The organism is Chloracidobacterium sp. (genome assembly GCA_016715795.1).
Taxonomy (GTDB): domain Bacteria; phylum Acidobacteriota; class Blastocatellia; order Pyrinomonadales; family Pyrinomonadaceae; genus OLB17.
Genome location: JADJXP010000001.1, coordinates 734,756 through 754,057 on the forward strand (window position 1 = coordinate 734,756; position 19,302 = coordinate 754,057).

General features: G+C 52.5%; 10 protein-coding genes. 3 read left to right on the top strand and 7 right to left on the bottom strand.

The window, feature by feature from the left end; genetic code table 11:
• Positions 1–33 precede the first annotated feature (33 nt).
• The 7 genes from IPM59_03355 to IPM59_03385 all read right to left on the bottom strand — a co-directional run bounded on the left by IPM59_03355 (position 34) and on the right by IPM59_03385 (position 16,743).
• Positions 34–3,435 (bottom strand): hypothetical protein, encoded by a 3,402-nt coding sequence (locus IPM59_03355; GenBank protein ID MBK9214624.1) that lies wholly within the window; start codon positions 3,433–3,435, stop codon positions 34–36.
• A gap of 41 nt (positions 3,436–3,476) precedes the next feature.
• Positions 3,477–6,836 carry a DUF499 domain-containing protein gene (locus IPM59_03360; protein ID MBK9214625.1) on the bottom strand — a complete coding sequence of 1,120 codons (3,360 nt, stop codon included), beginning with the start codon at positions 6,834–6,836 and terminating at the stop codon, positions 3,477–3,479.
• Positions 6,837–6,858: 22 nt separating this feature from the next.
• A complete protein-coding gene (locus IPM59_03365) occupies positions 6,859–7,308 on the bottom strand; it encodes a hypothetical protein (protein ID MBK9214626.1) in 450 nt (149 codons plus the stop codon).
• Between the two features lie 2 nt (positions 7,309–7,310).
• Positions 7,311–10,196 (bottom strand): DUF1156 domain-containing protein, encoded by a 2,886-nt coding sequence (locus IPM59_03370; GenBank protein MBK9214627.1) that lies wholly within the window; start codon positions 10,194–10,196, stop codon positions 7,311–7,313.
• A 211-nt stretch (positions 10,197–10,407) separates the two neighbouring features.
• Entirely contained in the window at positions 10,408–11,364 is a 957-nt protein-coding gene (locus tag IPM59_03375; protein MBK9214628.1) for an ImmA/IrrE family metallo-endopeptidase, read from the bottom strand.
• Positions 11,361–14,918, bottom strand: a complete 3,558-nt coding sequence (locus IPM59_03380; protein MBK9214629.1) for a DUF3883 domain-containing protein — start codon at positions 14,916–14,918, stop codon at positions 11,361–11,363. The genes IPM59_03375 and IPM59_03380 overlap by 4 nt, the downstream gene beginning before the upstream one ends.
• A 319-nt stretch (positions 14,919–15,237) precedes the next feature.
• Positions 15,238–16,743, bottom strand: coding sequence for a sigma-54-dependent Fis family transcriptional regulator (locus tag IPM59_03385; protein MBK9214630.1), 1,506 nt, complete (start codon positions 16,741–16,743; stop codon positions 15,238–15,240).
• Between the two features lie 542 nt (positions 16,744–17,285).
• Here IPM59_03385 and IPM59_03390 point away from each other — a divergent pair.
• The 3 genes from IPM59_03390 to IPM59_03400 all read left to right on the top strand — a co-directional run bounded on the left by IPM59_03390 (position 17,286) and on the right by IPM59_03400 (position 19,253).
• Positions 17,286–17,570, top strand: coding sequence for a helix-turn-helix domain-containing protein (locus IPM59_03390; protein MBK9214631.1), 285 nt, complete (start codon positions 17,286–17,288; stop codon positions 17,568–17,570).
• A 73-nt stretch (positions 17,571–17,643) separates the two neighbouring features.
• Positions 17,644–18,834: a type IV secretion system DNA-binding domain-containing protein gene (locus tag IPM59_03395; protein ID MBK9214632.1), complete on the top strand. Its 1,191-nt coding sequence runs from the start codon at positions 17,644–17,646 to the stop codon at positions 18,832–18,834.
• A 119-nt stretch (positions 18,835–18,953) separates the two neighbouring features.
• Positions 18,954–19,253 carry a hypothetical protein gene (locus IPM59_03400; GenBank protein ID MBK9214633.1) on the top strand — a complete coding sequence of 100 codons (300 nt, stop codon included), beginning with the start codon at positions 18,954–18,956 and terminating at the stop codon, positions 19,251–19,253.
• Positions 19,254–19,302: the final 49 nt, after the last annotated feature.

A 19,302-nucleotide genomic window follows, 5' to 3' on the forward strand; every position in this document is an offset into this window, starting at 1 on the left:
ATTCTGAGTAATACGACATTTTCATTTGTGTTCTTATTCTTCCGATGAGTCGAGCAAACCGTCGGCCAGGCAACGGGCGATCGTCAGATTGAAGGCTTCGTCGAACCAGTCTGGATCAAATGACTTATGACTATACAACAGGCTAAGTTTTTTCGGGTCGGAAAACCATTCCTCGGTTTCGCCCAGGGCAACGCGGGCAGCCAGGATAAGCGGTAGATTGATCACCCCGTCGCTAACACCTCTATTGTCCTGATACAAATATTTTGAGATTTTCGTATTGGTGCGAGCACGCGCCACATCATCCGAAATAGCTTCAGGCCACTCTTCGTCATCGGAGTAATGCCGGTGCCAAAGTTTCTGCAATTCAGCATCTGCTCCTACGAATAGCCTCGCCGCAGCACCAGCAGCGCCAAATCCTCGCAAGCACGCAGCTTCTCGTCTTTCTTCCTCAAGATGCGAGGCCTGCAATATACCAAACAAATAAAAAAGCGATCCGAAATCCGCCGTGAGATCCGCGACGCGGGACTTGAGAAATGTCTTGAAGATCATTGGAGCTTGCTCGGGTCCGAATAAGGTATTTACTTGCCGTTCAAGAAGTGTTACCGCGGTTCTCCAATCAGCAAAAGTGACCGTCTCCCAGGAAAAAGGAAGTTCGTTTGCGAACCGGCTAAGAAATTCGCCACGAAAGTCGCTAAACCTCAAGGCCAGTGCTGCCATTGCTTTTGAGGAGTGCGCAAATCGTCGCCATATGTCCAGAGTCGATAAGGGAAGGTGGCCTAAGTGGTGTATCAACTGATTCACCTCGGTCCAGCCGGAATCTTCGAAATCAGAGGCGATCGTCTCAATGAAGGCGTCCATAGCGTTTTCGCGATCAGTACGATCTCGCGTCGTCATAGCAAGGACGTAATGGCTGTCCGATTCTATCGGGTCACCCACGGTCCAAAGCATTGGACGGAACTCTATGGCCGCGTCCTTCGGCGGATAGATCAACCATGCTCCCGGTTCGCGTGTCTCCGGCGCAAAACTCCACACCACCCTTTCGCAGCTTTCGCTATCTAACTTTTGTAGTTTGAGTGATTCTTCACCTGGCCTTTCTAATGCCACCGCAAATGCTTCAACACTCGCAATCGCGGTATCGTCGGCGCGGTTCGGATCAAGGTCTATCCAAACGTTTTCGTCATCCCTATCAGGTCTGACTTGATAGGGGAGTATTGTAAGCCGGTACTTTGGCTCACCATCTATCTGAATGGTCGAGATCACCGTTGAATCCGGATTGTCATCGATGGTATGAAGGTAATCTATCTCGGATCGATAATCTGAAATTCGTATCTCGGTCGCGAGTGAATCCGGAACGGCTTTAATAGCAAACGTTCGTACGATGTCCTTTTCGGCGGCCTTCAGTTTAAGATGCACTTTGCTTCCCGGACGGGTTCCCATAACGACCAAGCGTGTGCCCAATAGTTCCTGAACCGCTAGATGCGAAAAACAACCCAGTTCATTTCCCTTTCGATCGAATCCGCGAACTCCCGCTGCCGGAAATGGGATCCGGACCCGGGCCGGGGACGGCGTGTGACTCCAAAAAACTTCGAAATCAATGAGGTCGGGCGTTCCCGTACCCCCCTCGACGGACACATTAATAACCAGACTGTCACCGAATCTCGAACTTTCGCACTTGACCTCGGGTGTCGATGTAGCTACGAGGGTGGACTTCCAACCATCGAAGATTATCTTGCCGGAACGTGCATCTAGCGGCTCTAGTCTGAGTCGCGAGCTTTCCGGCAACAGCAGCATTCTAGAGCGATGTTTGATCTCGCCGGTTGCCGGATAATGGACTTGTACGGGGCCGAGAGGCATTGATTTCGCCAAGCCGATCGAGCTACATCTTAGTTCGCCCGGGGCCTTGCGTTTCATTCCGTCGCCGTCAACGATGTACAGGGTCGGCATTCCCCGAAATGCAACTTTTGGGCTTTGAAAGTCAAGCCATACATGCTTGCCGATCCAATCGTAGCTTTCGTCTACGCCAGCGGCACTGCCGGTCTTTAACCGGTATGTGTTTCCGCTTCCGTCTTGGGCGACTATATCTCCTCGGAACAGAAATACTTGCCGGGCGGGCGCAAGTAGATCGCCAAGACGTTGGATCTCCCCCGACTCGTCTTTTCCTTTTAGGTTCCAGTTCACCGGTATGACGACAAGGGCTGCCTGAGAGCCAACACCGCCGGCCCCCTGACGTGCAAACCTGTATTGCGATGCTTCTTCAGAGAACAACCAAGGAAGTTCGGCGTCGAGTTCACTTGCTCTGGGAGGGGTCGCCGACCACACACGTCCATCCGGCGAAGTAAGACGCACTAGGTGCTCGCTAGCAGCGTGCTCATCAGATAGTTCCCACGTCGTTCTCGCAACGCGGTACTCGTTGCGACCCACCAGCCGTCGGATGGACGTTACCTTGAGTTCCTCTCCTGCATGTACCGAGAGCTCGGCAGATCGAGGTAGTCCTTCGTCACTGTCGATAGCAAAGAGCTCTGAAATATCGCGATCACTAATTGCATCCGGTAGTTCAATCCCGGACCTTAATAGCCAATTGCCGTTCTGATCCTTTTCTAGTGTTCGATCGACCGGTAACACAAGTGCCCGATGTTCAAGACGAATATAGGCTGCCTCTTTCACGAGTTGCTCGATCAGCGCTTGTGCATGGGCATCCTCAATAGGAAGTGGAAAACGGTCGCGCCATTCTGGAACTCTTTGGTCAAGCAGCGTTATTGGATCTCCCTCTGAAGTAAGCTTTGCCTTCTCTTTAAGTTCCAAAACGGTCGATGTGATATTAGAGATGAGGGAAAAGATTTCCGGTCGCCGAAAACTCTTGGGGAGCAGATTCTCCAGACTTTGTACCCAGCTCTCTAGGTCCGGTCGAGAAACGGACGTGGTTTTGGCCAGCCGAAGCACCCTACTAATTAGTCTTCCGATCCCTCCGTGGGCGGTCGCGAGCAACTGCATAGGCAGTCCGCCCTGTGCCGCGACATTGCCGATATACGTATGACCGCCGGTGTTTGAAAGTCGGAGGCCCCAGCCTCGGAGACCTTCTTCCACACAATCGCTGCGCTTTTGCTGTGTCCAGTCATCCGAGCTGACCCCGAGATCGCTTAAAATTGGTTTCCACACGAATCCTAAGCCCTTGTATCGTCGCCGCCACCATTCGGCTACATACATCACGAAGAGATCCGGAAATCCGGGCCGAGTACCGACGTATTGGAAATCATTATTAACGAGCAAAGCGGCGATCTTGGACCGAAGAAAGTCTTCAAGGAGCTTAAACTCGCTGTCGGACACTCTATATTGAAATAGATTTCGTTCGTCCGGTTGCTCTAGTCCGCGGGTCTCCAGGAACAATTCTTTCCAATCGAAAAATGACAAGAATTCCGTTGCCTCGGTAAAATCCATTTTTGGGGGAGTTGGCTCCATGCGCGATTCGATAAATATACTCAGTCACTCTCAAAACCGTGGTTGGTGAACTTCAGTGTCCGACTATTCTCTGTCACCGTACGTACTACGTTGTCCGGCACGCCGGCTTCCACTTCCGCATCAATTTCAAGCGTGACTCGTACTTTAGCACCGACCAATCCCGATAAATGAGCAATCACCTCATCGCCGATCTGACCGGCATCGCGTCCGACGCGGGTCGGATTTAACTCCACCGTCCCGTGAAAGCGATTTGGTTGTGCGGGAGGGGTCGCGGACGGGACCTCCACTCCGCCTAATACACCTTGGGCTTCATGTGCCGATCCCGGATCAGCAAATGTCACACCAGTACCGGTAGCAGTAGGTGACCCAAGTAATGCTTGCTCCGCATCCATCTGCTCCTGCGCGATTTCTGGCTTTACTATGACCGCTGCAGGTTCCGAACCATCGAGCGAAATATTGCAACCAGAACGAAGACCACGGTAGCGAGTTTTCTCTTCGTCATAACTGTCAGCGAAGGCGAATGATTCGTTTCTCCATGTAAGCAGCGATACACCGTTCCGAATCGCTCCAAGCAATACCGAAGAGTCGGCAAAGCGAGGAAGATAGAGGTAGCGAGCACAATGATCAACGAGCTGCCTAACCGAAATGTGGCCATCGGGCCAAAGCGGTATGCCGTGCTGTCCGCCGTCAAGTTCCATTCTTAGACGTGTACCGGCGAAGCTCGTGATCAGCAGCTCGTCATTTAGCAGCTTCTTACCCGCCCTAACGGCCAGGTCATCCTGCCCCGAAAGTTTCATGCCCTGCCATTCGATTGCCGCGTGCGGATTCTTTTGTACCGGGACCAGCAGCCATTGATATGTCTCTGGAACCCGAACGTCTAAAGTATTTTCGGCAGCCTTTTTCTGATTTTCAGCTTGCTTTACCTGACTCGGCGTCAAGTTGAGTGACGTCTGATCCTTGATGATAGAGTCCCAGGCCAGATAGTTTCGTGCTGCGTCCTCGAGATCTTGCAACCGAGCCTTGTCTGCGGCTAGAAACACCAGTGTGTTCCGGTACAACCTTGGGGTGTTCCCGCGATATTCGAGAATCGCTTGCGCGGCGGCTTGGGCCGGGTTGTCCGCTTCCTTTGAATAGGGATGATCAGGGCTCAGAACAACTAGCCGCGTATCGAGATCATCCGCTACATCCTGACCCGAGGACGGCAGTGGATGTATCTTTCGGAACTCCCCCTTCTTTACTAGATTGTTACTTACGCGATCGGCCAGCTCCTTTGCCACCCGGTCAGGATCACGCTTCAGCTGCTCTCGACGATCCTCAGCCATTTTTGTAACTGTCGGCTGAGTCGAATACCAATAGCGCGTGCCGTCCTGATATAAGTATGTTGCGGAGGCGGCGAGCCGACGTAACGCGTCGCCAAAGATCGGTGCTGATTCGCCTGGCGTTACACAGCCAAGGTTTACTCGGCGTTCATCGAGTCCCTGATGCGATCCGCCCGAGGTCGGAGCCGAACCAAGGTAGATCGTTCTCGCAACACGCCTCGCCGCGTGGACCTTACCTAGATTTGGAAGCTCGTTATCGATCTTTAATGGAAGCGAATTCGGACCGTCGACATCCTTCTCCAAAATCGGAACCCAGTTATCCGAAAGATAGCGTGTGAGCTCGAACTGAATCCGCTGGTCATCTATGGGGATAGTTGACGGCATTATCATGGAGCTGTGATCGCCTTTTTCCCAGAGACTATGAATCACCGCTGCCATTAAGCGTAGGACGCCGCGAGTCCGCTGAAACTTCACCAGGGTTGACCAATCGTTGTACAAGCGATCGAATATTTCGGGATGTATCGGATAAGCGGCCTTGATCCGGTTTTCATAATCTGAGTCACCGCATTCTGGTGGGAACTCCTGCCGCTGCGAATGGTATAGATCCGAAAAAGCCCGCGCAGTCACGTCACGATTTTTGTACTGATCTGCGGTTAGGGGTTCAAACAGACGACGACGTACGATTTCGAACCCTTCTTCTGCCGTCGCCGGACGCCAAGAAGATTCCAATCGGCCGACAACATTTCGAAGCCGATCGAGCGCCTCGCGTCCGCGAATACCGCCGACCTCGACATCATCTACCTGCGCATGTGGAGAACCAGAAGTGTCCGACGCGGGCAGCGAGATCACAAGCAGACAGTTTCCCGCGAGTTTGGCGGATTCGGTCAGCGCTTGAGCGAATGTGAACTGAGTTTCGAAGCTGCCGGCCGGAAGATCGCTTTGATCATGGAGTTGGCGGGCGTAGGCAACCCACTCGTCGATCAGGATCAGGCATGGCCCGTTTTCCTTCAATAATTCCCGGAGGACGTCCCCGGGGCTTGTGGCGTTCTTATCATCCTCAGCGATGCGGTCGAAAGCTTTCCGCCCACCAAGCTGATAGGCCAACTCACCCCAAAGCGTTTTGACTACTGTTCCGTCCTTTTTTGTTACCGGATTCCCGGGCGAGATCCTGTTTCCTACCAGCACGACGCGATTCGCTTTCGGCAGCGTGGCAACATCGGCTTCCGGCATCAGGCTGTCAATGCCGGGAAGATCGGCCGCACTTGCACCTGAAAAGAGATGGTAGAGGGCGAGCATCGAATGTGTCTTGCCTCCACCAAAATTTGTCTGGAGTTGAATTACCGGATCGCCGCCTTTTCCGCTCATGCGCTGCATTGCACCCGTAAGCAAACGCTTTAGGCTCTCGGTTAAATAGGTTCGGCGAAAGAACTCAGTTGGTTTTCTGTATTCGTCTGAACCCTCGCCAAGGTGAACCTGCCATAGATCGGCAGCAAACTCGGCCTGTTGGTATTCGCCGCTCGCGACATCTTTGTGTGGTGTGATCACTTCGCGCCACGGTTTTACCGCACCGGTTGCGGTCGCTTCAATTAAGGAGCCGCCAGCCTTTCGCTTTTGGCCGCGGACCTGCTCGTCAAAACGGAGTCTAAGAAGCTCCATCTTCATCTTTTCGGCTTCCTCAGCTTGAGGGGCAGAAACTGCAGTTAAAAGACGGACAGTCGAATCCAGCACTCGATAGGCGTCGTCGCTTGAAAACGACTCCTGATGAGCCCACGCGTTTCTATGAGTACGTAGTTCGGCCACAAGGCTCCGTTCCGCATGACCAAGCGTATGGCCAAATATAACGTTCCACGCATTAAAAACGAATTTCAGCAAAGCCGCTACATCCCATTGCGATGGAGGTTTGTTTCCTGTATTTGGCTCGTTAGCAAAAGGAGCGAGCACCTCAGCCGTCACGCGCTTAGCATCGATCCCCGACTGAAGTTCGCGGTCCACATAGGGCCCCAGACCCGCCTTGAGCAGTTCCATCGCCTTCCCTACACGCTCGTAATTTGAGATAGCCATATATTTCAGTTACCCGGGAATCCTACGGCTTCACGGGGTTTGCCGCTGCAAAGGTCCGGCACTCATCGTCGTTCATCACGAAGCCGAAGTATCCGAGCCACTCGGACGTTGACTCAATGACCCTTTCAGATTCTTTGTGCACGTTCCACGAATGCTGACGCCATGCTCCGTCGTTCGAAAGAGCATAGCCCGTGGCGATCGGATGCCCGGACTGCTGATAGACGGCGGTCGCGTTTTCGTGACACTCATTCCGTTTACCCGGATGAAAGTTCGCGGTCTTGCCTAAGACCAACTTTCCGCGAGCGAGGATATTCTCGACATCGGGTTCATGACGTATGACAACAGCCTCACCGCCGTAAAGGAGTAAACGCTGTTTCAGTTTCTCGTGCTGCGGATCGGGGTGACTGGAGTGCGCCGTCATTCCCATCGCTCTCAGGCGATCCTTCCAAGCGGCGTCCATTGGGTTCGTCATGATCATATCTCGTTTTCGAATAGCCCGGGCGTCTGTCCTAACCGGGCCTCGTCAGTCGCTTCGCGTGAAAGCCGCATTATCTCTGGCCAGCTTTGCACGAGCCCGTTGTAAGACATCGCCTCCGACGCACGCTTTTTGCGATCGCACAACGTGTAAAGCCGGTAGCATAGCTCTCGGGCAGTTTCAGCTTTCGCGCCGAGTTTCGCTACGATATGTGCCGCTGCAGCCTCGCCGTCCTTTTCCAGGACTCGCACCAGTTGGTGGACCATGTCCCATACTGTCAGGCGGCTATCCGATTCGGGCGTCCAGTCAGGTTCGAGCTCGTTCGGACGGAAGAGCCGGACCTTGCCGGCCTTTGCTTCGAGGATCGGGCTCGACCGAGTATCGGCCATCTCGGCGATCGACGTATTCTTTGCCTTTGAAAGCTGTTCCGCACGGCCGAATTCACCCTGCTCAAAACCCATCTCCTCAAACCATGTCAGCGCCCAGCGTGTATCGGGGTCGAAATCCCCCTCCTGTTCGGCCAGTACCTCGTCCAGCGTCTCGTTTATGAGTTCAAGCGCGTCACGTACCGAAAGGCTTTTGCCATCAGCGTCTAAGACCTTTTCATACCGAGAATAAACGGCCATTCCCGGCCCAATCGCCGCCTGAGCCAAATCTACCGGTGCGATGTTGCAGCGCTGAAGATGTCGAAGTGCGTCAGGTAGTTCGAGCTTAAGCGCGTTTACTAACTCGCGTCTGGTAACCGTGGGAGCGTCTCGTGGGCGCTTTCTGCACACCAAGATTATCGTAGCCGCGAGGGTGTTCGCATTCTTCGCCAACATACGGCCGCCACCGACGGTTCGCATCGGCCAAGTCCCCGTAATTGCAAAACCGGCTTCAATCACCGCTGCCAAAAAAATTTCCCAGCCTGTGCTCGCAACGGCCCCGCCTTTATTGATTTCGGATTGTTTGAAAGCATAATAGATCGTCACTGGAAAGGCCGGGTGAGATTGCGACGAGAGTTGACGCATGGCATCCGTCATGCCAGACAAGAAGAACGCGTCCGCCTTCTCCTTGCCCCCGTGACGATGAGGAGTCGCTACCAATTCCTCAGAGCGTGGTACCGCTAACGTCGCCAGTAGGCTTGGGAAAATCGGTTTAAGAGTCCGTCTTATCCAAACATAAAAGAACTCAGAAAGGTCGGAATACCCAATGTTGTCGTAATACGGCGGATCGGTGGAAATTACCGAATTGTTAATCCACTCACATCGTGTTGCGGCGTCGTGTTGAAATGCGGCGGCGGCCCCTGAAGAGGTCGGCAGGTATTGAACTGACCGTGCTACCCCCTCTGCTATTGACGCTATTGTCATTACGCCCCGGTCAAAAGGCACTGTTTCTGGAAAGTCCCAAGCCATTGGAATGGCGTGTTTGGTAAACAAATGGCCAAGATTTTGGTTGCTAGGGTTCCAGGTGCATAACGAATTGTTGTAGTCAGCAAATTTATCAACAGCCATGGCTAGAAACGTCGCAATCGCGTCGCCATACGCCAAAGCTCCTCCGCCGTTGGCCTCCAAGCCAATCGAATCATCAGGTAGCCCGGCAGTGATTGCATCAGTCGCAACCTTACTTCGGAGTTCTTGGACGATATCCGATAGGGTTATCAGCGAAACGAGCTGTCGCGGCGTATACAGATCAGACCATTGCTTCATCCCATATTCCTGGATTCGAAATCCCAACGCTTTGTCGGGCAAGACGCCTGGAGGAATGTTTGAGGGCTCTGCCTGCAAGGCGCACCTTTCGATCTCTGGAGTAGGTGAAAGAAAGGTTCGTCCCCGGTCGGTATCCACGACCAAGGCGATTAATCGAAATCCAATGCGGCCGGCCTTTCCCTCGCTTCTCACATAATCGAACGGTATTGGCGTATCAGACATAATGCAGCGGAACCCGCCACTTCCGGGCTTTGTCCCGCTTTTGGCGCGGTCCCTATCCTGGGGTTCCCCAGTCATCACCTCAAATGTGTAATCCCGGTTTGCGATGACCGGGGAAAGAAAGGCTTCTTTTCCAGACTTCGTAGACAACAAAAACGTCGCAACGAGCGGCACTCTCACATCCCTAAAGGCGGGGTTGGGACTCGCGACGGTTCGTGCCCAAAGATAGGCAGAGACATCTAATCGTTGACCGAGGTGTCGCGCTAGGTCGGGGCGGGTCTTGACCATCTCTTCAGATATTTCGACCTTCGGGTAGAGATGACCCAGCCGTTTCTTCGTTTCATCCTGTACCCATTTTCCGTAGTGGATAATGTCGGCCGCGATACCTTCATTGCCCTGCCACGACTTCATCGACTTCTCACCATCGGCTTTCTCCTGCCAGTCATTGTTAACAGGTGGCATTGAGGAAAACTTCGAGGGTATCTCGATCATCGCCTTGTTAATCAAAACGGCGACAGGGTTTAGATCCGACGCGTAAGACTCCAGTCCCAGTCGTCGTGCTTCGAGGGGTAAGGCTCCGCCCCCGGCGAATGGGTCATGAAATTTCGGTAAGGCGGTTCTATCAAAAAGTTCGGTAACCACGGGATGATCTGCATTGTTAGCACACTCCCGTCGCCAGCTTTGCCAAATTTCGCGCCGTGCTTTCTCAAGCACGAATTCGTTACTCGTATTTTCCCAAAGGACGAGTTCTTCTATGATCTTAAACAGTCTGTCGCGTTCAAGCTCTGCGATAATCTCGTCGAGCGTTGGCTCTGGCCCCGGTGGTGGGGCACTAATTCCCGACGCCTCGGCCCTCCTCAGTTCGGCCGTCGCCTCGTCCCAAACTTTGTGACGTTTCTTTAATTGGCCTTCCGCGCGTTTTCGGAGCTTAGGATCGGATTTCAGCGTATCGACGTATTCCGAGGGATCATCGACCATCTGCGAAAAGAGCACAACTCTCGCGGCGCCGAGTGGTTGGCGAGCCCACCACTGGTGTATACCGCGAGGGTGGCCTTTCAGAAAAGGGTTGCCTTTTTCCCGCACTGACGCCTTATTTATCGCCTCAAGCGGTAATGCTACTTCGATTAATTTCTTTCCTAGCCTCATTCCTAATCCCTTTTCAAAATAACAAGATAAATACCGCCGATTCCTATATCTCTTTCCTCAGAGGCAAGGACTCCCGACCCATCTTTTCAATCAGGCCGGCCGCCTTCATTACATAATCGAGGCTGATCGAGGGAACTTCGGAATGCTCTTTTAGGTATCCCGACAGATAGTTTTCCGAAGGGTTGTCTATACCAAGCCTTCCACAAACAAGATACGCGACCGATTCGGCCTCAAACTCCTTTTCGTACAGATCGATGAAATGGCTCCGGTCATGCCACCACTTGCCATTTGGCGTTCCAAGATGCCCGCAGTACAGATGGCCAAGCTCATGCACCATAGTTACGTAACGCACTTCTCGGGAATGATTTCCATTTAGTATTAGGTCATAACGTAACGGCACCTGCTTAAGCTTACGTTCCGGATTTCTGCTTGCTACGGCATTAACATATCGCCCCGGATCGGCTTTCTGAATTGAGCCTGCCATTTGCGAACCCAATTGCTTTTCGCTGACACGAACGCCATCACGTAATGCGTTTTCAATAGTTAGATCAAACTCGCGGCCAACGCTTCCGCTCCGAACCTCGAAAGGTTGTTCAATTTCTTCCGGCAGGGGCAAGGCATATTGAAGCGGCTCGGTATCGATCACATCGAATACGAACATTACAGGACCCCTCGGCTGCAATATGACGATGGGTATTGCCGTAGGTTTGATAACTCGTCCGTGATCCTTGTTCCATCGATGAGCCGTAGCAACAAATCTCGCGCCCGGCCGCTGCGAGTAGATGAGCATTGCATTGAAAGGCGAATAAGTCCGGAACTTTCGCACGAACTTCAGCATCTTCAAATACTCGGGTCCGGTCTTATACTTCCGGGCATTTTCAAAGAGCTCATCCAGCGCGGTCCGCGACTCCGACTCACTTAAACCAGATTCCATTACACGCTCGGTGTACTCGATCTGCCACGAAAGACTTGAACACACCCCTCCATCCAATGAACTCATGATGGCTCACCTGCCTGTGCTAAAAGCTCTGCGAAGTTGTAATTCACACTTGTCACGCCAAAATCCGGCTCCTTCTTGAATGGCTTCCGTATGTAATGCACTTTATGTGAATTGCCTTCTAAAAATTCGACGATAGCGAGGATAAAATCGTCCGGCTTGTTTAGCGAATACAAGATCTCGTTTTTCGTAACGGTTATGGTATCAGCACCCGAAATACGCCCTTTCACTTCAAGAAAACGCAGTTTCCCTGTGCCCGGTATACGGCTTTCGACGTCGTAGCCAAGCTTTTCAAGTTCTCGGTCGACGGGCTCGAATCCGAGGCCGCGCTCAATATCCATAATGATCGCGCGTGCTTTCGCGGCAGAGATCTGCGTATTAACCGGCCCGCTGAGCTTTATTAGCGGAGTTCCGGTCATTTCTGCGATCAAACCAGCCGGAATGACAAGCATGCCGCCGAGGACAACAGGCGGTAGCGGAGAGATTTGACGTTCCAGCGCCAGATCCTCAAGTCGCTTTTGGAGGCGACCCTGCAAGAGATCTGCTCTCTTGCGGGCCTCCGAAGAGTTCAATCGTGCGTTTGATTTGCCCGCCTGCTCTTGGAGCTTTAGCTGCTCAGCCCGGTGATCCCAATACATGATCTCTTTCGTGAGTCGATCCTTTACCGCAGCTTCGGTCTTGTCGATCAGATCAATCTTTGGGCCGCGAACCTCGGCGAGATGTCCCGGCACGACGGTCGAAACAGCATGACCTTGAGCCAGTTGCTCGAGGTCGCCGATGATCCATTTGCATTCGGGTCGGTCGAGAATAGCTTCGGCCGTCGGTTCGCCAGAGGTCAGCGCCCGGTAATCCAGATAGGGCGCATAGTTTAAATGCCGCGTATGCCCTTCGCCATCGATTTCTACGTATAAGATTCTTTTAGAAATCACACGCCGCTCTTGCGAACGCGTGAGACTTGCATCCTGGATGGCATGTTCAAGAAAGAACACCACTCGGGGCGACGTACCAGTATCGCGATCGTCCACTAAAACCGCACCGCGGCGAAGGAGATCGCGATCGCGTTCGATAATAAGATCAATCGTCGAGTCCAACAACGGATGACCCGGGCACAAAAAAGCCGCGAGTGGCTCGTCCGGCGGCGCAATGAGGGATTTTTCAAAGGCAATGCGCTCGTAACGTGGCTGGACGGGCTCACCAATTCCGATCAGCCGGTCGCGGTTGCGTATCGGGGCGGGCACATGAATGACCTCGTATCGCCGAGCCTCTCGTTGTTTGAGCGACCCGCCAAGACGCTTGAATGCTTCCAAAAAGAATGATTCGACGTAGTGCGGTTGCAGGCGACGCGCGTCGGCCCGCTCCATATCCTCACGAATACGATTCACACGGGTTGCATCCATTGAATCGTGCGCGAGCGCTCTTTCCTCGAGTAGCTCTCGAATCTGATTCGGATCAAAGGCCGACTCAACAGCTTGCGACAGTCTTGCTCGCACGTCTGGCTGCTCACCATAACGGATTGCCCGGATTAACAAGTCACGAAGCGCATGTCCTTCAAACTGCAATTTGCCGAGTACGTCAAATACCTGTCCACCTAAAGCCTTTCGAGCTTCCTCAAGCTTTTCAAGCAGTCGTCTGTAGACATCGCCTTCCCGTGTTTCATCGGCAACGAGATTCCACAGGTGGCAGACCTCAGTTTGGCCGATTCGGTGAATGCGTCCGAATCGTTGCTCCAGACGGTTCGGATTCCATGGCAGATCGTAATTCACCATCAGGTGGGCTCGTTGCAGATTGATACCTTCGCCCGCTGCGTCGGTTGCAAGGAGAACCTGCACCTCGGGATCGTGTCGGAAAGACTCCTGAGCATTCATCCGGTCCTCGCGACCGATTCCGCCATGAATCACGGCTACTGCTTCGTTCCGCCCAAGCAGCGACGAGATCTTTCTCTCTAGGTAGTTGAGCGTGTCGCGATGCTCCGTGAAAAGTACAAGTTTTTGCTTTGGTGATCGAATGTGCGATGGAAATCCGGGCCGGCCGGTTTCTTCGACCGGGACAGGCGAGAAGATTTCGTGAAGCAGGTTCGCGAGTTCGCTCCACTTTTTGTCTTCCCCACTCTGTCGGACGGCATTCGCGAGGTACTCCAGCCCCTTTAGAGTTTCAATTTCTGCGCTCAATTCGACGATCGTGCCAGCCGCCGTTGCTTGATCAAGGATTTGTTCTTCCGCGAATTCCGCTTCGCTTTCAGGCGCTTCTTCAATGTCCTCAAGATCCTCTGCATCAAGAACGTCACTTGATGTAGGAACGATGAACAAGTTCTCCCCACCTCGTTGAAGTACCTCCATCTCGCGCAGACGACTTTCGAGCCGCTCCCGGCGCCGACGAAGTGACTGATAAATTGCTTCGGGCGATGAAGCAAGCCGCCGCTGCAATATCGTCAATGCGAAGCCGACAGTTCCGGCACGTTTGTCATTCTGAAGCGCCTCAGCGCGGTTGAATTCCTCACGCACATAGTCCGTAACCGCCTTGTATAGTTGAGCTTCTGGCCCCGTCAACTTATATGGCACCGTATAAGCTATCCGCTCTGGGAACAAAGGTGTCGAATCAAACTTAAGAAGGTTCTCCTTCACCATGCGCCGCATCATGTCAGACACATCGGCAACATGAACTCCGTCGCGAAAACGACCTTCAAAACGGTCGCCATCGAGTAGCGCCATGAAGAGCTGAAAGTCTTCCTCTTTGCCGTTATGGGGCGTAGCGGTCATCAGTAAGAAATGACGGGTTAGGGTTGAAAGCAGTTGTGCGAGACGGTAACGCTTGGTGTATTTGATTTCGCCACCAAAAAACGTCGCCGACATCTTATGAGCCTCGTCACATACGACGAGATCCCAACGACAGTCGGGGGCTTTGAGTTTTTCCTGTACGTCTTCGTTCCGGGAAAGCTTATCGAGACGCGCAATAGCAAGATTTGTTTCCAAGAACCAGTTGCCGGTACGAGCAGATTCCAGTTTATCGTTTGTTAGGATCTCGAAGGGGAGATGAAAACGCCTGTAAAGTTCATCTTGCCACTGTTCAGCCAGACTACCCGGACACACTATTAGGCAACGCACCACGTCACCGCGAGCCATTAACTCCTTGATAAGCAATCCGGCCATGATCGTCTTTCCTGCGCCGGGATCATCGGCTAGTAGAAAACGGAGGGGTTGCCGTGGGAGCATCGATTCGTACACTGCTGTAATCTGATGTGGAAGCGGCTCAACGACAGAAGTATGGACGGCTAAAACAGGATCAAAAAGATGCGCCAAGTGGATTCGCTGCGCTTCTGACACGAGCCGGAATCGATCCCCATCGCCATCGAAGCTCCAGGGACGACCTTTCTCTGCGATCTCCAACCTCGGTTCGTCATGACGATAAAGGAGCTCGTTAGCGACCCTGCCGGTTGGTGTCTTGTACGTGAGTTCAATCGCTTCGGACCCGTACCACTGAACGCTAACCACGGTAACCACACTATCCGGCAAAATCCCGCGAAGAGTAGCATTTGGTTGTAAGTTTTCGAGTTCGAACATGTAGTGCGCGGTTTACTCCAAATAAGCAAAAAACTCGACTCCGGGCGCCAATCCTAAAAAGCGTTACTAAGAGTCCTGTCGGTCCGTTACGAAAGAATCGATTCGCTCGCGGGGGCGCGGGAGTCTCAATATCATTCCTATCTAGTTGATTTGGCACATCGCCGAAAGAACTCCTCATCCCCCTCGAGCGATACCGTTTGTGCACAAAGCGTGCCAAAAGGAAAGGTCCCATGTCTATTGGGTCCCGGAGGTTCAGCGAACTGACTTGACCAGAAATCCTATTATATAACCAGAAGAATATTTATGTCTCGTATACCGGCTATGATTCAGGAATATTGTATTTCCTGAGCCAGTTCTTCAGCGTTTGATAATTTGCCATACCGAGTAGTTTTGATGCGGCACTCTTGTTGCCCCCGGCCTCCTTCAGGGCCCGTTCAAGATAGTGACTCGCAACTTCTCCTATGGTTTCAGATAAGGAAAAACCAGGCTCGAAGCGACGGTCCAGAATCTCCTGACGTTCATTGGAAAAGCTGCCTAACAAGGCCCCGCCAGCTTCGGCTTTTGTAACAATCTTGCGGCTACTCGTTACGGCGAGCCGCGTGAGAGTGTTCTGTAACTCTCGAACGTTCCCGGGCCAGGAATGCCGAAGAAGCACATTTCTGGCCCCGGTCGAAAGCTCCTTCTTTGGGATGAGAAGGCTGTCGGCTTCCTCGTTCTGCTGCTTCCACAGAGCATCAATCAATAGTCCGACGTCACCCTCGCGCTCCCGAAGAGCAGGTATCCGAAGTACTATGACCGCGAGGCGAAAAAACAAGTCTTCTCGGAACGTACCCCGCTGAACTTCCGAAAGCAGGTTTCGATTCGTGGCGGAAACGATCCGTACATCAACTTTTTTCGCTCTGGCTGACCCGACTGGTGTGATTTCTCCTTCCTGCAAAACGCGCAGAAGCTTCACTTGGGCTCCGAGCGGAAGGTCACCCACTTCGTCCAGAAACAAGGTCCCTCCATCAGCGCGTCCGAAAAAACCGACTCGATCTGCGATCGCTCCGGTAAAAGACCCTTTCTTGTGTCCGAATAGTTCCGACTCTACCAGTTCCGAAGGAATCGCTCCGCAATTCACTGCGACAAATTCGCTATTGTGCCGAGGGCTCGCACCGTGAATGGCGCGGGCGAGAAGTTCTTTTCCCGTACCACTTTCACCCTCGATTAAGACTGGAACGCCACGCACGGCGACCTTCTGAGCTTGATCAATCAGCGCCGTCATTTGACCGCTCTTGTGAAGAATGACCGAGAACTCGGGAGCGGACGGTGGGGGAGCGGCAGTGCGTTCTTGAAGGGCTCTGTCAGGGTCACGTAGAAGATCGGGAATGAATTCTGCGGCAATCTCGAAGGGTATCTTAGTATCGCGAATGCCCTCCTGTAGTGAAGTTTCAATCAAGTGGGCGGGGAATCGGGTCTTTGCAAGAATTATCCAGATAGCCGTCATCGCCGGCGTACCTGGACTCAAGTGGAACGTCAATTCGATTTTTTCGCTCGATTCCCGAATGGTGTCGTCAACGACTCGAAGTGCAGCGCGGTAGATCTCCTCGTAGTTGTTTGGACGTGATAGGTTTTCGTAATGAATTCTTACAGAGATCTTTCTTAGCGTATGAATCCACTTTACGTACGCGACAGTCGCTGCCTTGGAGTGGTTACTCAGCAGATCGATCTGATCAAAGGCTCGTGAAGTGATCGCTAAGCCTATGGGTCCAAGCTCTGCTTTTTCATTGCCAGAGGAAGCCTTCAGGTCAGTATTCCCCAGCCATGCAAGAAGTATCCTTTTCACATCCGTAACCTTACATGAGGGGCTTTTTTGTTAGCAAGCTGAAGATCATTTAAAAGAGGCTGTACTATCTGTCAGCTCGGGAGCAGAACTTTGCAATAGCGACCGCTAAAACATCTTGCACGTAGGTTGACTGGGTTCTATTCATTTGCGAAGCGTTACTACGGCTGAGCCGCGCTGGCTCTACGCATCGGAGCAGCAGTTTTGCTTTACTTTTGGGATTCTTTCGGTGCTGAATTTGTGTATCGATAAGCTGGATTTCGTGCCTTTGGGGATTTCAGAAATAAAGCATTTAAAGAAAGTTTCTAATACGCGAACTCCTGTTGATAACCTGCCAAAAAGATTACTGCGGTCGTCTGAATGTTACCCCTTTTTCGAATACCCATGGTCACGATATGATTTGAAGACCATTAAGCCTAAAGATCATGTCCAACCACATCAGATCGATTCTCGCGAATAATTTACTTCGAAGGCAACACTCCCAATGGTGGGGATTCGTTTGGCGGGGCTTGGTCGTCTCGCCGTCCGGGCGGCATTACCATGCGATGGGGCGATCGGTCTGGCTTTTCTTATACCTGATCATTCATGCAAATAGGAGAACCGGAACTCTCTACCGTCGCGTCGGCACCATTGCAAAGGATACCGGAATGTCCAAACGCACGGTTCAAATCTGGCTCAAGAATCTTCGGGATAAGGACTACATAGTCACCGAACGGACAGGGCGATCACTGATAATTCATATAACGAAATGGCGGCCGATCAATCGGCGTCCTGGTCCGCCACCAATAACTCCAAGCCCTTCCGTTTCGAGCCAAAACCACCCGTCTTAATATTCACCCTTTTGTTAAGTCCGGGCCCGCGTTAGGATTTGAGGGTCAAACAAAAACATTAACTCCTCCCGCCTTGTCCGAGATCGAACCAACCCCCTCCAACGAGGTCACGGTCTTCGCACAGACCAACTTCAGGAACCAGTTAAAGCCTTTTGGAATCCGTCAGTCTGACCGCCGAGCTCACATGTACTTGCTGGGTAAGACGGGTACTGGCAAATCCACTTTGCTTGAGACGCTGATGCTCGATGACATCCGCAAGGGCAAAGGCCTAGCCCTGCTGGACCCGCACGGCGACCTGATCCAACGAGTGCGTGCTCTCATCCCGGATGAACGGCAGGCGGAGGTGATCGACTTCGATCTTACTCGAACGGATCAGCCATTCGGGTTCAACCCGCTCGCAAACGTGGCACTAGACAAGAGACCCCTTGCGTGTTCGGGCCTGATACAAGTCTTCAAGCATCTCTGGAGCGATTCATGGGGGCCGCGGCTTGAACACATTTTGCGGAACAGCCTGCTTTCCTTACTCGATTATCCAACGGCAGACTTGTCTGACATCTCCAGAATCCTTACCGACAAAGCATTCCGGCATAAGGTCATGACAGTTGTCCATAACGAGAAGGTGAAGGAATTTTGGACCAACGAGTACGAAAAGTATCCCGAGCGATTTCGGGTCGAAGCGATCAGCCCTATCCAAAACAAGGTGGGCGCATTCTTGAGCCATCCGCTACTGCGCAAGATCCTCACCGATCCCTCAAAGTCGCTTAGCCTTCGACATGTCATGGATTCCGGCAACATCCTCCTCGTCAATCTTGCCAAAGGCAGCATCGGAGAGGACACCGCCAATCTCCTCGGTTCACTGATTATTTCGCGATTTGATTTAGCGGCCCTGAGCCGAGCGGATCTCGCGGAGGTCGAACGCCGGGACTTTACCCTATATCTGGATGAGTTTCATAACTTCACGACGCAAAGCCTCATCTTCATGCTCTCTGAACTGCGTAAATACCGCCTTTCGCTCGTACTAGCTCAGCAGTACCTGACCCAAATCGATCAGACTATTCGCGACGCAATCCTCGGAAACATCGGCACGATCATTGTGTTTCGCATCGGGGCTAATGATGCCGAAACGCTTGCGATGGAATTTGCCCCGGAGATCAAGATCTCCGACTTCACGAACCTTCCCAATTTCCATGTTTATCTAAAGCTGATGATCGACGGCAAAATCTCCCCGCCGTTCAGCGCCATAACCCTTCCGCCTTCAGGCTAGCCAAAAGCACCCCGATTGATGCATGTCCTTGTTTGTCTTGTCTCGAAGAGGTGGTCACGCCTTAGCCCACCTCTTCGGGACCTAGCAAACAAAATCAAAATTTCAGGAGGAACTGCTTTATGGCGGATGAAGTCTTTTGCCGCGAGTGCAAAAGAGAACTTATCGGTGCGCTTATCGTCACCGAATCAGTCGTGGACAAATACGTTTACATCGTTCATCAGGAGACATCCGATTGCAACTGGAGGAAATGCCGGGGTTGTCACGACATTCTTTGCAAAGGATGTGACGACGCTCAGCGGTATTACTGCTGTGATGAGGGTTTCATCCTTTCGCGTGAGCGTGCGACTGCTGCGCTAAAAGCCGAACCGGAGAAGCATGCAATGCGACCGTTCGCACCTCGCAGGACTGCCAGTCAGTAACGTCGACAGAGGTGTAAACCAACGGTTCAAAACTCCCACGTTCCAGCAG